This window comes from Pseudarthrobacter siccitolerans, assembly GCF_030823375.1.
In the GTDB taxonomy this organism is placed as follows: Bacteria; Actinomycetota; Actinomycetes; order Actinomycetales; family Micrococcaceae; genus Arthrobacter; species Arthrobacter siccitolerans_A.
On the sequence record NZ_JAUSXB010000001.1, the window covers coordinates 2,034,704 to 2,053,553 of the forward strand.

At 65.0% G+C, this 18,850-nt stretch carries 20 protein-coding genes and 1 pseudogene; 4 read left to right on the forward strand and 17 right to left on the reverse strand.

Going from position 1 to position 18,850, the window contains the following annotated elements; genetic code table 11:
* Positions 1–151: 151 nt before the first annotated feature.
* The 9 genes and pseudogenes from QFZ36_RS20935 to QFZ36_RS09600 all read right to left on the reverse strand — a co-directional run.
* Positions 152–274, reverse strand: a pseudogene (locus QFZ36_RS20935) (shikimate kinase); the annotation flags it as partial.
* Positions 271–1,368, reverse strand: coding sequence for an L-idonate 5-dehydrogenase (locus QFZ36_RS09565; RefSeq protein ID WP_306635872.1), 1,098 nt, complete (start codon positions 1,366–1,368; stop codon positions 271–273). The gene QFZ36_RS09565 and the pseudogene QFZ36_RS20935, both read right to left, overlap by 4 nt.
* On the reverse strand, positions 1,368–2,138 hold the full coding sequence (locus QFZ36_RS09570) for an SDR family oxidoreductase (RefSeq protein ID WP_306635873.1): 771 nt from the start codon (positions 2,136–2,138) through the stop codon (positions 1,368–1,370). Before QFZ36_RS09570 ends, QFZ36_RS09565 begins: the two co-directional genes overlap by 1 nt.
* Positions 2,135–3,079, reverse strand: a complete 945-nt coding sequence (locus tag QFZ36_RS09575; RefSeq protein WP_306635875.1) for a 2-hydroxyacid dehydrogenase — start codon at positions 3,077–3,079, stop codon at positions 2,135–2,137. Before QFZ36_RS09575 ends, QFZ36_RS09570 begins: the two co-directional genes overlap by 4 nt.
* Positions 3,080–3,122: 43 nt before the next feature.
* On the reverse strand, positions 3,123–3,872 hold the full coding sequence (locus QFZ36_RS09580; RefSeq protein WP_306635878.1) for an SDR family oxidoreductase: 750 nt from the start codon (positions 3,870–3,872) through the stop codon (positions 3,123–3,125).
* A gap of 49 nt (positions 3,873–3,921) precedes the next feature.
* Positions 3,922–5,262 carry an MFS transporter gene (locus tag QFZ36_RS09585; RefSeq protein ID WP_306635880.1) on the reverse strand — a complete coding sequence of 447 codons (1,341 nt, stop codon included), beginning with the start codon at positions 5,260–5,262 and terminating at the stop codon, positions 3,922–3,924.
* A gap of 54 nt (positions 5,263–5,316) precedes the next feature.
* Positions 5,317–6,330 carry a 5-oxoprolinase subunit C family protein gene (locus QFZ36_RS09590; protein ID WP_306635882.1) on the reverse strand — a complete coding sequence of 338 codons (1,014 nt, stop codon included), beginning with the start codon at positions 6,328–6,330 and terminating at the stop codon, positions 5,317–5,319.
* Positions 6,327–7,058, reverse strand: coding sequence for a 5-oxoprolinase subunit B family protein (locus QFZ36_RS09595; RefSeq protein WP_306635884.1), 732 nt, complete (start codon positions 7,056–7,058; stop codon positions 6,327–6,329). The genes QFZ36_RS09590 and QFZ36_RS09595 overlap by 4 nt, the downstream gene beginning before the upstream one ends.
* Before the next feature lies 1 nt (position 7,059).
* On the reverse strand, positions 7,060–7,848 hold the full coding sequence (locus QFZ36_RS09600) for a LamB/YcsF family protein (protein WP_306635886.1): 789 nt from the start codon (positions 7,846–7,848) through the stop codon (positions 7,060–7,062).
* Positions 7,849–8,314: 466 nt separating this feature from the next.
* Between QFZ36_RS09600 and QFZ36_RS09605 the strand changes: the two genes are divergently transcribed.
* Together QFZ36_RS09605 and QFZ36_RS09610 are read left to right on the forward strand one after the other, a co-directional pair.
* Positions 8,315–9,235: a LysR substrate-binding domain-containing protein gene (locus tag QFZ36_RS09605; RefSeq protein ID WP_306635888.1), complete on the forward strand. Its 921-nt coding sequence runs from the start codon at positions 8,315–8,317 to the stop codon at positions 9,233–9,235.
* A gap of 584 nt (positions 9,236–9,819) precedes the next feature.
* Positions 9,820–11,337: an HNH endonuclease signature motif containing protein gene (locus tag QFZ36_RS09610; RefSeq protein WP_306635891.1), complete on the forward strand. Its 1,518-nt coding sequence runs from the start codon at positions 9,820–9,822 to the stop codon at positions 11,335–11,337.
* Positions 11,338–11,422: 85 nt separating this feature from the next.
* Here QFZ36_RS09610 and QFZ36_RS09615 read toward each other — a convergent pair whose 3' ends face one another.
* A complete protein-coding gene (locus QFZ36_RS09615; protein WP_306635893.1) occupies positions 11,423–12,100 on the reverse strand; it encodes a 4-carboxy-4-hydroxy-2-oxoadipate aldolase/oxaloacetate decarboxylase in 678 nt (225 codons plus the stop codon).
* Between the two features lie 25 nt (positions 12,101–12,125).
* On the reverse strand, positions 12,126–13,334 hold the full coding sequence (locus QFZ36_RS09620; RefSeq protein ID WP_306635894.1) for an aspartate transaminase: 1,209 nt from the start codon (positions 13,332–13,334) through the stop codon (positions 12,126–12,128).
* A 249-nt stretch (positions 13,335–13,583) separates the two neighbouring features.
* Between QFZ36_RS09620 and QFZ36_RS09625 the strand changes: the two genes are divergently transcribed.
* Together QFZ36_RS09625 and QFZ36_RS09630 are read left to right on the forward strand one after the other, a co-directional pair.
* On the forward strand, positions 13,584–14,093 hold the full coding sequence (locus QFZ36_RS09625) for a hypothetical protein (protein ID WP_306635895.1): 510 nt from the start codon (positions 13,584–13,586) through the stop codon (positions 14,091–14,093).
* A gap of 47 nt (positions 14,094–14,140) precedes the next feature.
* The gene (locus QFZ36_RS09630; RefSeq protein ID WP_306635896.1) at positions 14,141–14,563 is read left to right on the forward strand and encodes a universal stress protein; all 423 of its coding nucleotides are present in this window, start codon (positions 14,141–14,143) and stop codon (positions 14,561–14,563) included.
* Positions 14,564–14,812: 249 nt separating this feature from the next.
* Here QFZ36_RS09630 and QFZ36_RS09635 read toward each other — a convergent pair whose 3' ends face one another.
* The 6 genes from QFZ36_RS09635 to QFZ36_RS09660 form a co-directional block, all read right to left on the reverse strand.
* Positions 14,813–14,965 carry a hypothetical protein gene (locus QFZ36_RS09635; protein ID WP_306635897.1) on the reverse strand — a complete coding sequence of 51 codons (153 nt, stop codon included), beginning with the start codon at positions 14,963–14,965 and terminating at the stop codon, positions 14,813–14,815.
* Positions 14,966–15,007: 42 nt separating this feature from the next.
* Positions 15,008–15,244: a hypothetical protein gene (locus QFZ36_RS09640; RefSeq protein WP_306635898.1), complete on the reverse strand. Its 237-nt coding sequence runs from the start codon at positions 15,242–15,244 to the stop codon at positions 15,008–15,010.
* A 107-nt stretch (positions 15,245–15,351) separates the two neighbouring features.
* Positions 15,352–15,570, reverse strand: coding sequence for a hypothetical protein (locus QFZ36_RS09645; protein WP_306635899.1), 219 nt, complete (start codon positions 15,568–15,570; stop codon positions 15,352–15,354).
* A 6-nt stretch (positions 15,571–15,576) separates the two neighbouring features.
* The gene (purU, locus tag QFZ36_RS09650; protein WP_373427033.1) at positions 15,577–16,509 is read right to left on the reverse strand and encodes a formyltetrahydrofolate deformylase; all 933 of its coding nucleotides are present in this window, start codon (positions 16,507–16,509) and stop codon (positions 15,577–15,579) included.
* Positions 16,506–17,996, reverse strand: a complete 1,491-nt coding sequence (cycA, locus tag QFZ36_RS09655) for a D-serine/D-alanine/glycine transporter (RefSeq protein ID WP_306635901.1) — start codon at positions 17,994–17,996, stop codon at positions 16,506–16,508. The genes purU and cycA overlap by 4 nt, the downstream gene beginning before the upstream one ends.
* Positions 17,986–18,831, reverse strand: coding sequence for a methylenetetrahydrofolate reductase (locus QFZ36_RS09660; RefSeq protein ID WP_306635902.1), 846 nt, complete (start codon positions 18,829–18,831; stop codon positions 17,986–17,988). Before QFZ36_RS09660 ends, cycA begins: the two co-directional genes overlap by 11 nt.
* Between the last annotated feature and the right edge of the window lie 19 nt (positions 18,832–18,850).

An 18,850-nucleotide genomic window follows, 5' to 3' on the forward strand; every position in this document is an offset into this window, starting at 1 on the left:
GAGCATGTCCAGTTCCCAGCGCGGAGCAGGCGATGATGCATGATGCCGCTCCCCCGGCCGGGTTCGCGAGGGCTGCACCGATTTCGGCGAGCCAGGGCGCCCGGTCGTCGTCGGTCAGTGGAACGCCACCGGCCATCTTGGCCTTGTTGGCGGCGGGATGGAAGTCATCGCCGTCGAAGAACGGAATGCCAAGCCGCTTCCCCAGCAGGGAACCGACTGTGGACTTTCCGCACCCCGAAACGCCCATCACCACCAGTGGCGGCCACGCGGTCATGATGCGCTCCCGGCGCCGAAGCTGAGCAGGACTTTTCCGGATTCTGCGGAGTTGCGTGCGACGTTGAAGGCTTCGAATGCCTGTTCCACGGGGTATTCGTGGGTGATGACAGGGTTGATGTGAAGCGAGCCGTCGGCGAGGGCGGCGATGACGTCGTCGATCTCGTCGTTGAACCGGAACGAGCCCTTGAGCTCCAGTTCCCGGGTGATGGCCAGGGAGATCAGGACCGGCTGCGGGCCGGTGGGCAGCAGCCCGACCATGACCACGGTGCCGCCGCGGGTTGCGCCCTGGATGGCAGAGGCGAGCCCGTGGTGGTTGCCGGAGGATTCAATCACGACGTCGGCCTCCACCGCGGCGATCGCCCCCGCATCGCCGGCGGTGATGACCTGGTCCGCGCCCACGGCCTTGGCGATTTCCAGCGGCTTGTTATGCATGTCGACGGCGGTGATCCGGCTCGCGCCGGCGCGTTTCAGGACCGCGACGGCCAGCGCGCCGATGGGGCCGCTGCCGATCACCAGCGCCGTCTTGCCGGCCACGTCCCCCGCCCTGGCGACTGCGTGCCAGGCCACGGAAGCGGGCTCAATCAGCGCCGCGGTGCGCAGGTCAATGCTGTCCGGCAGGGGCCGGAGCATCCGGGTGGGCAGGTTCACGTACCGGCTGAACGCACCGTCCTGGTGCGGGAACCGCGCCGCGCTGCCGAGGTACGTGCAGCCCGGGGAAAGGTTGGGCCGGTCCGCCGGGAACCGGGCAGCACCAGGGCCGGGCGTGGCCGGGTGGACCGCCACGGGGGTGCCCGCGGCGGGCCCGGTCCCGTCGGCCGCGGCACCGACCACCGTCCCGGAAATCTCATGCCCGAGCACCAGCGGCGCCTTCAGGATTGACTCACCGGCCGCGCCGTGCAGCCAGTAATGCAGGTCGGAACCGCAGATCCCGCCGTAGTGCACCTCGATCACGGCCTCGTCGGCGGCCGGTGCGGTAAGGGCCAGTTCGTCGATCCGGAGGTCGTTGGCGGCGTGGGCCACCACCGCCGGACCGGAAACGGGGAAAGCTGTCTCGGCTGTGGCCGGCTGAACCTGCGTTTCATTCGTCGTCATCAGACCACCACCGTCATTCCGCCATCAATAAAAATCGTCTGCCCGTTTACGAAGTCAGACCCGCTGGAGGCTAGCCACACGGCCGGGCCGGCGAGGTCCTGCACCGTGCCCCAACGGTTCGCCGGGGTGCGGCCCAGGATCCAGGAATTGAACTGCTCATCGTCCACCAGGTTCTGCGTCATCTCGGTATGGATGTACCCCGGCGCGATCCCGTTGATCTGCAACCCGGACGCCGCCCACTCCGCGGTCATGGCACGGGTGAGGTTCCGCAGTCCGCCCTTCGCCGCAACATACGGGGCGATGGTGGGCCGGGCCAGGTCCGTCTGCACCGAACAGATGTTGATGATCTTCCCGTGCCCGCGCGGAATCATGAACCGGGCCGCCTCCCGGCCCACCAGGAACGCACTGGTCAGGTCAGTGGAGATCACCCGTTCCCAGTCCTTCACATCCAACTCCAGCATCGGCACCCGGTGCTGGATCCCGGCGTTGTTCACCAGGATCTCCAGCGGCCCCACATGCTCCTCCACCCACGCGACACCCCGGGCCGCCGCGGCGTCGTCCGTGACATCGAAGGCGACACTGTGGATGCGGCCGGGGGCGAAGTCGACAGCCATCGCCGCCTCGGCGGACTTCAGCCGCTCCCCATTGATGCCGTTCAGCACCACTGTTGCACCGGCGTCGGCCAGCGCGCGGGCCAGCGCATTGCCGATCCCCCGGCTCGAACCCGTCACCAACGCAACCCGGCCCGTCAGGTCAAAAAGAGAACTCATGCGAACGGCCCTGTCTGCACCAGGTTGGCGGGAGCCTGCCCGGCGGCCAGCGCCTCGAGCTGCTTCCGGAGCAGCTTCAGGATCCGCGGCTGGAACGCCGACGCGTTGCCGCCCACGTGGGGCGTGATCAGGGCGTTGGTGGTGGACCACAGCGGGTGGTCCTGCGGCAGCGGCTCGGGATCGACGACGTCGATGGCGCACTGCAGGCGTCCGGACAGGACTTCCTTGGTCAGCGCTGCGGTGTCCACCACGGAGCCGCGGCCCACGTTCACCACCAGGGCGCCGTCCGGCAGTGCAGCCAGGACCTCTTCACCGATCAGCTGGTGCGTGTGCTCGTTCAGGGGCAGAACCGACACGAGGATGTCGTGCGTTGCGGCGAGCGCGGTCAGTTCCGAGGAAGCGTGGACCTCGCCGTGCTCATCCGTCCGGGCCGAGCTTCCCACCCGGGTGAGGGTGACTTCGAAGGGCTCCAGGCGCCGGGCGATCTCGTGCCCGATCCCGCCCACGCCCACCAGCAGGACCCGCCGGTCCGCCAGCGACTGCCGGCGCTCCGGCCGCCACAGGCCGTACTGCTGGTCCCGGACCGCCTGGTCGATGCCACGCAGCTTGGCCAGGATCAGGCCAATGGCAAGCTCCGCCGTTGCAGCCGCGTGGACTCCGGAGGCGTTGGCAACGCCGGCCTCCGGGCCTGCGGCCTCAATGACGCCGTCGTACCCGGTGGACTGGGTCTGGACAAACTTCAGCTGCTTCACCTTGGCGAGGGATCCCAGCACCGCGCCGGCGTTGATATAAGGCAGGATAACGCCGTCGATCTCAGCCAGCGTCCCGCCGTCGGGATCCTCCTTCAGGTCCCAGACCACTCCCCGCAGCCCTTGGGGCAGGGGTGAGAGATCGTCGAGGAGCTGCTGGTCGGGGAAGCTGACGGTGCGGACTGTTTGCATTGGGAAACCTATCAATCGGTGGAGCTGGCTTGCAGGGCTGGGGCTAGCGCCGGTCGAACGTGAGGCCGCCGGGGACCTGGAACGTGGGCATGAGTTCAAGCATGCCAACATTCACGTGCCGGGGTGTTTCGATGGCGTAATCCATGGCGTTGACGATGTCGTCGGTGGTCAACGACTCGTAGCCCTCGTAGTAGGTCTTCCACGCCTCTTCCATGGCTTCCGGCGTGCCGCCCATGTTGCGTCCGAAGATCTCCGTTTCCACGCGGCCGGGGCAGATTTCAGTGACGCGGATGCGCTTGCCCACAGTGTCGTTGCGGAGCTGGCGGGAGATCTGGTGCACCGCCGCCTTGGTCGCGTGGTAAACCGTATGGCCGTAGAAGTTGTATGTGCCGGCAATGGAGCTGACGTTGATGACATGCCCCCGGTCGCGTTCCACCATGCCCGGCAGCACCAGCCGGGTCAGCTGCAGCAGGCCGCGGAGGTTGACGTCAATGAGTTCATCGATGTCGCCCTCGCTGGAGTCCAGGATGTTGCCGGGCCGGGAGACGCCGGCGCAGTTCACCAGGACATCCACTTCAAGGTTTCCGACGGCGGCAGCCAGCGCTGCGGTGTCCGTCAGGTCCACGATGTGGGGCACCGCGCCGGTCTTGTCCGCGAGTTCCTTGAGCCGGTCCTCGTTCCGGGCCAGGGCGTGGACAGTAAGTCCGTGCTTGGCCAGGCGTTCGGCGATGGCGGCTCCCATGCCGGTGGATGCCCCGGTGACGAGGGCGGTTGAGTAGTCAGAAAAGGACATGTAAATCTCCTGGTGGATGCAGCGAAAGTGCCGCTGTGTGAAGTGGAAGTTAGGCGTCGCGGAGGGGCTGGTGTGCCCGGTCCTTGACGGTGCTGACGGCGGCAAGGGTGCCCAGGGCTGTGATGACCGCGTAGAAGGCGGGCATGTAGATGTTGCCGGTGGACGAGATCAGCCAGGTCATCAGCAGCGGCGCGGTGCCGCCGAAGAGCGCCGAGGAGATGTTGTAGCCCAGGCCGTAGGCCGAGTACCGGACCCGGGTGGGGAAAAGTTCCACGATGAGGATGTGGATCACCGCGGTGTGTCCGGCGAAGACCACGGCCATGATGCAGGCGCCGAGGATTGCCAGGCCCATCTGGCCCGTAGCGATGAGGGCGTAGGAAGGAATTCCGAGGATGGCCATGGCGATGGCAGAGCCTGCGATGACCTTCTTGCGGCCAATGCGGTCCGAGAGGGCACCCATGAAGGGGATGGCGATGCAGATGACTACCAGGCTGCAGGCCGTGACGAGCAGGGCTTCGCCAATGGTGAAGTTGAGCTGCTTGCCCTTGAGGAACGTGGGCATGTAGGAGAAGAGGACGTAGTAGCCGGAGCCGTTCATGAGCGGGATGAAGAGGGCCAGCAGCATGGCGCGGCGGTGTTCGGCGGAGGCGAAGGCTTCCTTGAGGGGGTTCTTGGACAGGCCGCCCTCTTCCTTCAGCTTCACGAAATTGGGGGTGTCGCTGATGGCCTTGCGGATGTACCAACCGATGACGCCCATGGGGATGGCCACCAGGAACGGAATGCGCCATGCGAACGCACCGAAGCCGCCGCCGTCGATCGCTGCCTGGGTGAGCCAGGGGGACATGGAGAAGGCAACCAGCGTGCCGGTGAGCAGTGCGGCGAAGGAGGCGATCTGGGCGTAGGAGGTGATGATGCCGCGCTTGCCTTCAGGGGCGTGCTCGGCCAGGAAGGTCATGGCACCGGCGGCTTCGCCGCCCACGGAGAAGCCCTGGAGCAGCCTGAGCAGCACGAGCAGGACGGGTGCGGCGATGCCGATGGCCGCATAGTTGGGCAGGAGGCCGATGCCGGCCGTGGCAACGCTGATCAGCAGGATGACGAAGACCAGGAGCTTTTGCCGCCCGATCCTGTCGCCCAGGTATCCGCAGACCACTGCACCCAGGGGCCGTACGAAGAAGGACACGGCGTAACCGGCGAAGACGAACAGCAGGGCGTTGTCCGGGTTGCCGGGGGCCAGGAAGACAAGGGCAAGCGTTCCGGCCATGAAGGCGAAGATGCCGTTGTCATAGAGTTCCACGAATATGCCGACACAGCCGGCGGTGACCACCTTGCGGGCCTGCTTGCTGCTGAGCCGCTCTTGGTGCGGCTGGGCCGCGTGCGTAGAGGTTGTCATGGCTTTCCTTACTAAGGGGATGGTAACAAGACTTTGAAGCTGAGGGGAGGGTGTTTAGGTTCCGGCTGCCGTGGCGAGCGTTGGCCGGACGGGCTTTCTGCCGATGCCCAGGAGGCCGAAGATGGTACTGACGGTGGACCGGAGATTTTCCAGTTCCCGCAAGGCCGCCCGGTACTTCGCTGTAGCTTCGGGAACGGTGGTCTTGCGGAAAGTTATGGTGTGGCCAGGGCGGGCCTGGGCGAGGACGTCCAGAGAGCGGCTGGTGACCACTGCCAGGACGGGATAGCCGGCAGTGACCCCACGGCCACGATGCAGCACCAGGAGTTCTTCCCGGGACGGCACTTCGATGGCGCCCACCGGAACGCCGCGGGACAGCACCTCGGCGGTGGACTGGCGTTCGGGAAGGGCTCCGCCAAGGCGCAGGCCGATGTGGTTGCTGCGGCCGCTGACGGTGTATTCGGTGTTGAAGAGCAGGCTGGCTGTGTCGCCAAACTCGTCCACGTCGGGGCCGTCCGTCACTTCCACCACCGCGGTGCTGTTGAATTCCGGCCGGGTCAGTCCCAGGCGGAAGAGCGGCAGGTCGAAGTACGGCTGGCGGATAGGCGGGACGGTTCGTGTGGCTTTCAGTTCGGTGCCTTCCGTAAGCCGCAGGCCGAAGCCGACGACGGTGTCCGGCGCGCAGCTTCCCAGGAGGACGGGCGCCTCTACCGAGCCGTGCACGGCGATGTAGGCGCGGAGCCCGCCAGTGATTTGTCGCAGCGCTACAGTTTCTCCGGCGCGGATGGACACTGGCTCCCACTGCTGGCACTCGCGCCCGCCCACCGTGAGGTGCAGGGGTGCGCCGGTGACGGCAATGAGGAGGTCCGCGGTGGCCCGCATGCGGAAGTCCAGCGCGGTGACTTCCAGCAGCGGCGCGTTGTCCGCGTTGCCGGCGAGAATGTTGGCCGCGCGGGCTGAGAACTGGTCCAGGGCGCCGTTCACGGGCAGTCCGAACCGGGGTCCGCGGAAGCGTCCCAGGTCCGTGACCACGGAGTTGCCGGGCTGCTGGATGATCAGGGCGCCGCTCATCGTGCTGCCTCCAGCTTCCGGCCGGCGTACTGTGCGAACTCTTCGGGCGGGATCTGGTGGAAGCGCAGGGTGTCTCCGGGAACGTAGGGAACCAGTGGTTCGCTGGCGGCGTCGAGGACTGTCAGCGGGGTCTGGCCGATGACGCACCAGCCGCCCGGTGCCATGGCCGGTGCGATGACTGCCTGCCGGCCGGCCACCGCGACCGCGCCTGCCGGCACGGACAGCCGGGGGTCCTTCAGGCGCGGCACGGGGAAGGGGAAGTCGGGGCCGTCCATCATGGGAGAGCCGGCCGGAGCGCCAAGGCAGCGGATCATGTAGGACTTGGTGGTGTGAAGCGCGATGATTTCCTCGACGGAGAGCTGCTGCTGGTCTGCCACGCGCTCCAGGTCGGGACCGTACTCGCCGCCGTAGACCACCGGGACGCTGAATTCGCGCGGTTTCCGGGCGGGGGCACCCGTGAATTCGAGCTGGCGCAGGCCGAGCAGGACGAAGGCCCGGACCTGGCGCGCGGAGGTGACACCGGGATCGAATTCCACAAGCAGTGAGTCATAGGTGGGCACTCCGCCGTGGACGCCATCGGCACCGGCAGCATCCAGCCATTCGGCGAGGGCATGAACCGTGGCCCAGTTGGCCTCCCGGTCCGTGGAGGCCGCGACGACGCGCAGTGCGGCGTCCCCGGATTCGAACACCTCCACCGGAGGCTGCGCTGGAGTTGGAGTGGCGGGCATATCAGGCGGCTTTCACTTTGGCGGCGAGCACCCGGGCGAGCGGTGCGATGGTGACACCGGCGCGTTCCAGTTCAGAACGGACCTGGCGGGCCAGCTGGACGGCGCCCGGGGTGTCCCCGTGGAGCAGGATGGTGTCGGCAACGATCCGCAAGTCGGTTCCCGCGACGGTTTCGATGACGCCTTCACAGACCATGCGGATGGTGCGGTAAACGATGGCTGAAGGATCGCGGATGACGGCGCCGGGGCGGTTGCGCGGAACCAAGGTGCCGTCCGCTTCGTAGGCGCGGTCCGCGATTCCCACGATGCCCACGGGAAGCTGGCGGGCTGCAGCGGCGTCGGCGAGTTCGCCGTCCTGGGCGAGGACGATGAGGTCCGGGTTGATGCGGGTGGCCGCGTCAGCTACGGCTTCTGCGTAGTCGGGACGGGTGGCAACGAGGTTGCCGAGGCGGCCGTGCGGGGCAAGATGGACGACGCCGGTGCCATGGTAGGCGGCGAAAGCGCTCAGGGCGCCGAACTGGTACAGGACGTCGTTGCGGACTTCGTCCGCGGTGAGGTCCATGGCGCGGCGGCCGAAGCCCCGCAGGTCAGGGAAACTGGGGTGCGCCCCGATGCTGACGCCGCGCCGCACGCATTCGGCCACGGTGGCGTTCATGATGTCCGGGTCTCCGGCGTGGAAGCCGCAGGCGATGTTGGCGCTGGAAACCACTTCGAGCAGGGCCGCGTCGTCGCCCATCGAGTAGGCACCGAAGCCTTCTCCGAGATCTGCAACGAGATCAACCATGGGTCCCATCTGAGCCCTCCTTTGGAGTGTTGGTACAGCGCTGGCCAGGGGCACAGCATCTGCTGCCGGAAGCGGAAGTGGTATGGACCGGCCTGCGGGGCTTTGGTCCGGATGCCCGGGTCACCGGGCTTGTAGAAAAAAGTCTGACACCGGGACTTTGATCACACAAAGACGTAATCCATGTCACGGGATAGGCGGCGGTTATGACGGGCATACAGTCCTCATGTGTCGACTCGTTTCCAGAAAGGTGCATTGCCCCGAACCGCTGTTCGTGAACGCACTCGATGTAGAGCCTTTACATTTCCGGGTTGTTAAAAGAAATAGCCCCGCGGGTAAAAGGACTGCTTATGCAAAATGCATCTGACGTCATCAGGAAATCGCATGATTGCCCGGGGGTAGAATGTACGACTAGTGAATTAGCGTTCTGGACAGAGACGTTCTGTACCGAGACGTTCTGGACACGGAGAGGGCGGCCATGGATACGCGAAAGCTTGCGTACTTTGTCCAGATCGTGGATTCGGGCAGCATCACCAAGGCTGCTGCAGCGCTCCATGTGGCCCAGCCGGCGCTGAGCCAGCAGGTCTCGGCGCTGGAGACGGACCTCAAGCAGCGCCTGTTGATCCGCAGCAAACAAGGCGTGGTGCCCACGGCCGCCGGGCATACGCTGTACCGGCACGCCCAGTCCATCCTGCGCCTTGTTGAGCAGGCCCGGCAGGACGTTGCCGCATCCGGCGCTGCGCCTTCCGGCCGGGTTTCCATTGCCATCGCTCCCTACAGCATGGCCTCGAGCCTGACTCCCAGGATCATCAGTGAAGTCGCCCGCAGGTATCCGGACATCGTCCTGCACGTGACGGAGATTTATGGCGGCGTCCTCAGCGAAGCCATCAAGAATGGGCGCCTTGATATGGCCCTCATTTACGAGCCTGGGCCCATCCGTGGTGTCCAGTTCACCACCATGATCGTGGAGGACCTCCACTTTGTGGTCAACGCCAGCAGGGCCGGCGTGAACCACGCGGACGGCGAGATCTCCCTTGAGGAAGTGGCCCGGCACGGGCTCTTCCTACCTGAACAGATCCATACCCTGCGCCAGGCTGTGGAGGCAGGGCTCACCAGCAAGGGGCTTCAGCTGCGGCTGGTAGGCGAGGTGGAATCCGTCCCGTCCCTCGCCCGGCTGCTGCGCGCAGACCTCGGTGCCACCATCATGCCCAAGTCCGCCGCGGATGCCTTGTTCCATGAGGAGGACTTCCACGTCCTGCGGATCGTGGACCCGGCTCTCCAGTGCAAGATTGCCCTGTGCACGCCGGACCACGATCCTCTATCAGAGGCAGCGTCCGCGGTTCTCCTGGTCCTGAAGGAAATGCTCCAGGAAATGCTGAACAATAAGTATGCGCGGTAGGCGCCCATAACACCCGCTTATTGGGGCATGCATCATTCGTCTTAGCGCCCTTGCCCTCCTGATCCTAAAATTAATTCATGGCCGGGAAATTGCGGCCGATTCATTCTTTGTAGAATTAATTGGAGCGAGTCGTGAAAAAGATAGACACTCTGAGGAGAATTACTGGAAAAGGCCTGAGCTTGATGGCCAAAACAGGTTTCCACTGCCCCGCAAATGGTTTTTGGCGTCCGGAGGACCGCTCGATGGACCCCATCTTCGTCTTCGAAGGCAGCCTCATGCCGGCTGGCCGTGGAGGGTCCACAGTCTGGCTCCTGGAGGACGCCGTGTTCGGCCCGCCGGAGTACCCGCTTCCAGCACGCTAAAAGTATCTCCGGGCGGTCCTTCCCCTTTTCCGCAGGCGGGCTGCATTTCCCTAGATAGACCTGCCTCTTCCTGGATCCGGCTCTTGCCCGCTCCGGTGCTTGCTCCCAATCTGGCTCGCCCCCTCCGGCGCTTGCTGGCAATCTGGACAATGATGCCCATCGGGTCAACCCGTCCCTGACCCTCCATCGAGGAATGTCAGACCCCCTTGTCATGATGGGTTCATGGGGAAAGCGGCGGTGGCTAAGGCGTTTGAGGACATCAAGGCCGCTCTTGCTGTGCTCAATGCCGAGGTGGATGAGTGTGGTTCGGCGCCGTTCTCGGATGCTGATCCGCTGGCCGGACTGGCTGATGGGTGTCTGGACATTCTTGCCGGGGTGCGGGTGGTGGAGGCCGGGTTTGCTGGTCTGAAGGCCCGGGCTGCGGTGACGTATGCGGACACTGCCCAAGCTGTTGCGGGGCCGGATGTCCCGGTGCAGGCGCAGGAAATGGCTGTCGCCGCTGAAATTGGCTGCCTCCTGGCCCTCGGTTCCCGGGCAGCGGGTGCGTTCCTGGCCGCGTCCCATGCCCTGTGCAAGGAGTTGCCGCCCACCCTTTCGGCGTTGCAGTCCGGGACGATTACTTGGCAGCATGCCCTGGCCATGGTGGATGAAACGGCCAGCCTTGACCCCGCCGGTGCGGCGGCCCTGGAAGCGTATTTCCTGGATCCGGATGTGAACAGGCCGCCCGCGGCTGCGCCGATCGGGGAGATGCCGGCGTACCGGTTCAAAGCCAAGGCCAGGAACTGGCGGGAACGGCACCATGCCGAGTCCATCGAAAAGCGCCATGCCAAGGGCATCGCCGACCGGCGGGTCGAGTACCGGCCGGACCAGGACGGCATGGCCTGGCTCTCGGCCTACCTGCCTGCCCACCATGCCTTGGCGGGCTGGAACCGGCTCACGGCCATCGCCCGGGGGATGCAGGGACCGGACGAGCCCCGTACCCTGGCCCAATTGAAGGCCGACAACTTCGCCGAGGCGATTCTTGGCACCGGCAACCACTCCGGGTGTGCCGGTGCAGGTGGCAGCGACGGAACCCTAACTCTGCCCGGCAACGGCATCGATGCGGAAACCGGCCCCGATGCGGCGGCTGGCCCATCATCGGGGATCCGGGCGCAGGTGCTGGTCACCGTGCCGGTATTCTCCCTCCTGGGATTAACGGACGAGCCAGCAATGCTGGACGGGTATGGTCCGATCCCGCCGTCGATGGCGCGCAAACTCGTAGAAGGCGGCGCCTCCTCGTTCTACCGGGTGCTCGTTGATCCGAGGGACGGGGCGCCACTGGAGATCGGCCGGACAAAGTACCGGATCAGTCAAGCCATGAGGAACTGGCTTAGGTTGCGGGATGGCAAATGCCCCTTTCCGGGATGCAGCAACAATTCGCTCGACAACGAAGCCGACCACATCCTCGCCTGGCATCAAGGCGGCACCACCGGGATATCGAATCTGGGACAGCCCTGCCCCAGACATCACCGGTTACGGCATACCAGCGGCTGGAAACCCACCCCGGCCACCAAAACCGCACCACCCGGCTGGACCTCACCCACCGGCAGGCACTACAAAAGCGAACACCAAGACTGGGAACCACCACACTGGCCAGGGCGACGACAGTCAGCGATCGGTGATCCGCCGGACTTTGTCTACATCGGGCTGTCGCCTGGAGAAAGCGAGCTCGAGCGGTTCCTGCATGCGCCGCCCGCCTGACTCACGGGGTTTCGACAGGCTCAACCACCGAAGTTTCGACAGGCTCAACCACGCGGGGGTCGAAGGCTCAACCACCGGGTTCTGGCTACGCCTGCTCGACCAGGAGTCCCTTCGCCTTCAGTACGTCCGTCAGGTTGCACAGGTCAATGGTGGTGCCGCCGGCCTTGTACAGGCTGATGAGCTCGCGCTCGGCGTCGTCGCGTTCCTGCGAGAGACGGATGACCTCCTCGATTTCATCCCTGCGGACCACCACTACACCGTCGGCGTCGCCGCGGAGGACGTCGCCGGGGTAGATGATTTCGTCGCCGAAGACCACCGGGTGGTTGATGGGGCCGATCGTTTCCTTGACGGTGCCCTTGATGGAGACGCTGCCGGAGAAGACGGGCAATCCGAGCTCAATAAGGTCCTGGGTGTCCCGGACACCGGAGTCCGTCACCAGGCCGGCCAGTCCCTTCGCTTTCATGGCGTTGCCGAGGACGTCGCCGAAAGTCCCGGCTTCCTCGTACTCCCCCGCCGCGGCCAGGATGACGTCCCCGGGCTCGGCATAGTGGATGGCCACCTGCAGCATGAGGTTGTCGCGGGGCGCGCAGCGGACCGTGGTGGCGGGGCCGCAGAAGGACATGGACCTGTCGATCGGCTTGATGCGGGAGCTGAGGGCGCCCTTGCGTCCCTGGGCCTCGTGGATGGTAGCGGACGAGAACTTCGCGAGCCGGCTGACGGCGTCGGCGCTGGGGCGGTCGACTGTGGTTTTAACGTGGATCATGGCGTTTTTCCTTCGGTGGGTTGGGTCAGTTGAGGGCTTGGACGGCCTTGTCGATGGCAGCGATGGATTCTTCGATGATGTCCAGGCTGGTGGCGTAGGAGATGCGGAAGTAGGGGCCCAGTCCGTAGGCGGATCCCTGGATGACGGCTACGGAGGCGGCCTCAAGGAGGTAGAGGGTGAAGTCCTGGTCGTTGCTGATGACGGCGCCGTCCGGTGTTGACTTCCCGATGACCCCCGCACAGTTGACGTAGGCGTAGAAGGCGCCTTCCGGCGTCGTGCATGACAAACCGTCGACGACGTTCAGGGCGGCGACTGCCGTGTCCCGCCTCTTGCGGTACACCTCGAGGCTGTCCCGGACGAAGCCCTGGTCACCGGTGAGGGCGGCGACGGTGGCGGCCTGGCTGACCGAGGAGGGGCAGGACGAGATCTGGGACTGCAGCTTGTTGATGGCGGCAATCACCGGTGCCGGCCCGGCCGCGTAGCCGAGCCGCCAGCCCGTCATCGCATAGGCCTTGGACACGCCGTTGACGGCAAGGATGCGGTCCTTCAGTTCGGGGGCCACCTCCACCAGGCTGGTGAGCTTGCCGTCGCCGAAGTAGATCTGGTCGTAGATTTCGTCGGTGAGTACGTGGACGTGCGGGTAGCCTGCCAGGACATCGGCGAGCGCCCGCAGTTCCGCGCGGGAGTACACGGCGCCGGTGGGGTTGGACGGCGCGTTGAGGATGACCCATGTGGTGCGGTCAGTGATGGCACCGGCCAAGGCCTCTGGAGTGAGCTTGAAGCCCACATCCTCGCCGCAGGAAACCACCACGGGCGTGCCTTCGTTGGCCAGCACCATGTCCGGGTACGAGACCCAGTAGGGAGCGGGAACGATCACTTCGTCGCCGGCGTCGAGCGATGCCATGAAGGCGGTGAAAATAACTTGCTTGGCTCCGCCGCCGATGGTGATCTCGGCCGGGGTGTAGTGGAGCCCGGTGCGCTGCTCGAGGGTCTGGAGGATGGCCTTCTGCAGTTCGGGAGTACCGGTGACGGAGGTGTATTTGGTTTCACCGCGTTTGATGGCCTCGACGGCGGCTTCCTTGATGTGTTCAGGGGTGTCGAAGTCCGGCTCGCCGACCGTCAGGTCGAGGATGCGGCGCCCTTCAGCTTTCAGCTCCCGCACACGGGCCGCGGCAGCCACGCTGGCGGAAGACTTGATGCGGGACACCCGCGAGGCAGGTACGAATTCAGACATGGTCTCTTCCTAGGGAGTCAGGAGCGAGCGGTACTCGTTTCCATCGACACTAGGGAAATCCGACGGGTCTGGATAAGACCAATACTGCGTGGACGGATAAGCGTCCCTTATGACTGGCAGACCCACAGTTTCCCGTTATGGGTCCAGTCACTATTGGTATTTCCGCGGACCGCGCCTTACTGCCTAGCCTCGTAGGTGGCCCATCCGCGGAGTTGGCCCCTCAGGCAAGATTCGAACCGAGGAGTGATCATGGCCGTGATGCACCAAGGAGATATCGGCTACTACCGTTACGGCGGAACGCCCAAGCCTGACAAGGCCGCCCTCGAAGCTGAAAAGATCCGGAAGCTGCTGAAAACGAACCGGCAGCGGCTTGCCTTCAACGCCAGCAGCAGCCGCCCCCTGTCCGCCCGGCTGAACCAACACATTGCTCAGGCGCTCCGGGACGGCATGAAGGTCACCCGCCTGGCCCAGGCTGCCGGGCTTTCACGCTGGACGGTCCGCACCATCGGGCTGACTTATGACGACCTGCTGCCATCCGGCCAGCCTGCGGAACAGCAGCTCGCCGATATTGCCGGGCTGAAGTCCGAGCTTGCCGAACTGGAGGAATCAAGGGCTGCCCTGGAAAAGCGGCGGCTCCACCTCCTGGCCGCTGCCCGCCGGCTCGGCCTGATGGACGACTTCGAGCTGGCGGCGCTGAGCGGCCTCCAAAGTGAGGCCATCCGCAAAATGACATGGGGACAACAGGTCCAAGTTCTCTAGACTGGCTTCTGAACGCCAAGTGACGGACACCAGAAAAGGAGCAAGGCATGAGCGGAGTAGTTGTTGTAGGTGTGGATGGCAGTGAGTCGGCACGAAAAGCCGCGGAGGCTGCGCGGGACCTGGCGGCCTCGCTGGGAGCTTCGCTCCACGTGGTGACCGCCTTCGAGACCGAGAGCGCCGAGACCTTCGGCGTAGGGTCGGACAAGGTGCGGATTTCCAACGCGGACAGCGCCGAAATCGTAGCGAACGGTTTGGGTACATCGGGACAACGTGTGGAGATCACCCACTCGGCCGCCCGCGGCAAACCGGCTGATGCCCTGATCAAGGAAGCCATCCGCCTGGACGCGAAGGTCATCGTGGTGGGCAACCGCAGGATGCGCGGCATCGGCCGGCTCCTGGGCAGCGTCGCCAACAGTGTGGCGCACAACGCCCCCTGCGACGTCTACATCGCCAACACCTACGACGACTAGCGGCCCGCGCGGCAAGCGGCTTTAGAGCCAAGCGGGCTTTTAAAGCAAGCGGCTTAAATAAAGCAAGCGGACGACGACGGGACCTCCCGCCGTCGTCCGCTTGCTTTAAGTAAGGGTGCGGGCCACCTGGATCATTGGTATTGCTCCCGCGCAGTTAAGGACGGGAGCCATGCGCCCAACACGGCCAGCGCACTGATCCAGGTTGTTGCCTGCCGTTTCCGGCCCGCACGGTCTTCTGGCCGGGCGGCGTCAGACGCTGGTTCTCCGCTTCAGCCAGCCCCATACAGCGGTGGCCACAAACAGGACCAGGCCGATGATCGCCAGCCACAGCAGGCCCTTGATCACGAAGCCCAGTACGGACAGAACGAGCCAAATGATAAGCAGTGTGATGATTAGTCCCATAGGGGAAGCTTAGGCCACCGAGGGGACAGCCCGCGCCAAGCGTTAGCTGGACACGTCCCGCTCAATTTCCTCGGCTAGGTCGTCCACGGCTTCGGGGCGCAGGTCGATGCCGGCCTCCTCGAACCGCTCCTCCAGCACGTGGGTTACGTCGTCCTGCACGTGGCCCAGGCGGATTTCATCCTTGACGTCTTCGGCAATACTTTCCGCGGTCTCCACGGCGTCAACCTCCTCTACGCTGTCGTCGTCAAAAGGGGCACCGGTATCAGCTTGGTCAGTCATACTTCATCGTTGCCGGTCGGCGGCGGTCGGTCAATGACGGGAACGGCTTAAAGGCAAGCGGACGACGGCGGGACCTCCCGCCGTCGTCGGCTCCCCGTTCGAAATGCCTAGCCTTTGATCTCCACCTTGACGAAGTCCTGCCGGTGGAACATCCGCCGCTCAGGCCAGCCGTCCATGACCACCCAGATGACGGAGCCGTCAGGGGTGGCGCCGTCAACCACCCCGCAGCCGAGGGGCTGGCCGTCCCGTGAAAGCCGCACCCACTGCCCGGGCGGCAAGGCGTTCCAGGAGACGCGCCGCCAGCTGTGCACTGCAGTCGGTTCCATTTGCGCCTACCGCAGGATGACCGTGCGGTTGCCCAGCAGCAGGATGCGCCCCTCGCAGTGCCAGCGGACAGCATTCCGGAGGGCCACGCACTCGGCGTCCCGGCCCACCGCCACCAGGTCATCGGCCGTGTATGTGTGGTCCACCTCGATCACCTGCTGCGAGATGATCGGGCCCTCATCGAGTTCGGCGTTGACATAGTGAGCCGTAGCGCCCACCGTCTTGACGCCGCGTTCGTAGGCCTGGTGGTAGGGCTTGGCGCCCTTGAAGCTGGGCAGGAACGAGTGGTGGATGTTGATGGTCCGGCCGGCAAGCTTGGCGGAGAGCTCGTCACTGAGCACCTGCATGTACCGGGCCAGGACCACGAGTTCCACGTCGAACGTATCCACGAGTTCCAGCAGCCGGGCCTCCGCGTCAGCCTTCGTGCTGGAGGTGACCGGAACATGGAAGAACGGAATGCCGTGCCACTGGACCAGGCCCTCCTGGTCCCGGTGGTTGGAGACGACGGCGACGATCTCCACCGGGATATCGCCTGTGCGTGCCCGGAACAGCAGATCGTTGAGGCAGTGGCCCATCCTGGACACCATCACCAGCACCCGGCGCTTCCGGCCATGCGGCTCCAGCTGCCAGTTCATCTGCCACTTCTCCCCCACCGGCCCGAAGTCGCGGCGCAGGTCCTCGGTGCCGGGCTGCTGCCCGGTACCTGACACGGACGGTTCCGAAGCGAAGTGCACCCGCATAAAGAAGTGCCCCTGCGCCTTGTCGCCATACTGCTTGATGTCGATGATGTCGCAGCCGCGTTCCAGCAGGAACGCCGAGACTGCGTGCACAATCCCCGGCGACTCCGCACAGTCAACCGTCAGAACATGCTCGACGGCGGCAACGGGCTCCGCCGTCGAGTCACCTGCCGCGGGGGCTGTCGTTTCGACTGCCGTGGTCACTTCTTCACCCCGTCTTTCACTGCACCGTCCAGGTCACGCCCGATAGCGGACGCCTCGGTGTCCATATCCTGCGCCAGCTCCGACTTGAACGTCTCGTAGCGGGCTACGTGCGCGGGCCGGCGGCGCAGCACCAGCCACGCGGCGCCGAGCAGGATGAACCACACAGGGGTGACCAGAAGGGCAACCAGCGTGTCCGGCTGCGTGGTCAGCGCCCACAGGACGAAGGCGAAGAACGCGAACACCGTCCAGACCATCGGGATCCCGCCGGGCATCCGGTACTTCGAGGCAGCGTGCAGGTGCGGGCGGCGGCGGCGGAACGCCAGGTAGCTGGCCAGGATGATAGACCAGACGAACACAAAGCAGACGGCGGACACGGTGGTCACCATGTCGAAGGCCTTGCCGATGTCCTGGCCTGCGTACATCAGCACCACGCCGGAGAGCAGCAGCACGCAGGAGAGGAACAACGCGTTCTGCGGCACCTTCCGGTTGGACAGCCGGCGGAAGACCGACGGCGCGTCCCCTTCCTGTGCCAGCCCGTAGACCATGCGGGAGGTGGAGTAGATGCCGGAGTTGGCCGAAGACATGGCCGAGCTGAGGACCACCAGGTTCACCACGGTGGCGGCGGCGCCTAGGCCGGCCAGGGAAAACATGGCGATGAACGGGCTGTGGCCGGCCTGGAACTGGGTCCACGGGGTGACGGACATCAGGATGATGAGGGCGCCCACGTAGAACAGGAGGACACGGATGGGAATGGAGTTGATGGCCTTGGGCAGGTTCTTTTCCGGGTCCTTCGCTTCGGCAGCCGTGGTACCCACCAGCTCAATGCCCACAAACGCGAACACCGCAATCTGGAAGCCGGCCACAAAACCCATGAACTCGTTCGGGAAGAATCCGCCGTGGCTCCACAGGTTCGTGAAGGCGGCAGGGCCGGCGTCGGACTGGAAGCCCGTGAAGATCATGAACATGCCCACGATGATCAGCGCGGCGATGGCAATGATCTTGATCAGTGCGAACCAGAACTCGGTTTCGCCGAAGGCCTTGACGGTCACCAGGTTCAGGAACAGCAGGATGGCTATGGTGGCCAGGCCCGGGATCCAGAGCGGCAGTCCCGGCCAGAGTTCCTTGGAGTAGCCGGCGATCGCGATCACGTCGGCGATTCCGGTGATCACCCAGCAGAACCAGTAGGTCCAGCCGGTGAAAAAGCCCGCCCAGGGGCCCAGGAGGTCTGCAGCGAAGTCGCTGAAGGATTTGTAGTTCAGGTTGCTCAGCAGCAGTTCACCCATGGCCCGCATGACGAAGAACAGCATGAAGCCGATGATCATGTAGACGAAAATGACAGACGGTCCGGCCGCGGAGATGGTTTTGCCAGAGCCCATGAACAGGCCCGTGCCGATGGCGCCGCCTATGGCGATCAGCTGGATGTGCCTGTTGGTGAGCTGCCGCTCAAGGTGCGGCTCCTGGCGGGAAATTACAGGTTTAGTTGTCACGTGCTGCTCCTCGAATCAATGCTGCCTGGAGTGCTGAAGTGGACGCCTGGTCCGGCCCGGCAGGAAAGGAATTGCCGGGCATGGAATCAAGGCTGTTGAAGCTGTAAAGATGGATACCAGCGATGTTGCCGGGCTGGCTTTCGAGGCCGGCGATCAGGCTGTCCGGCGAGTAGCGGTCGCCGGACAGGAGTTTGCGGGCCAGCGGGCCCTTGCGGCTGAGGAACTTGAGGGAACTTCCGACGCCGATCTGCCCGGCCAGTGCCACCAGTTTGGTCCGCGGGACGGACCCGGCCACGCCCGCCCACAGGGGCAGGTGGACGCCTTCACGGCGCAGGAGCGCCGCGAAGTCATGGATTTTCCCGGCGGAGAAGCACATCTGGGTGACCACGTGCATGGCCAGGTGCTGCTTAGCCAAAAGACCGTCGAGCAGGTCCACCGGGCTAACCAGCGGATGGCCCTCCGGGTACCCCGCGACACCCACCCGCATCATCCCGCCGCTGTACTGCGCGATGTCCTCGAGGACCGGAAGCGCCGAGTCATAGACACCGGCAGGCTCTTTCCGGTCTCCCCCAATAACGAAGACTTCGCGGATACCCGCCGCATCGCAGACGCGGACGATCTCGGTGAGCTCGGCGCGGCTGCGGAGGCTGCGGGCGGCGAGATGTGGCACCACGGTGTAGCCGGCGTCGCTCAGCTCCACCGCGGTGCGCATGGTCCGCTCGATGCCGTGGTGCGGCAGGCACGTCACGCTAAGCGTGGTGGTCTTGGGCACCAGGGCCTGGACCTGCTCAACGATTCCCTCTGTAGGGATGATTTCGATTCTGATGGGGAACATCATTGGTCCTGTCTGTTCA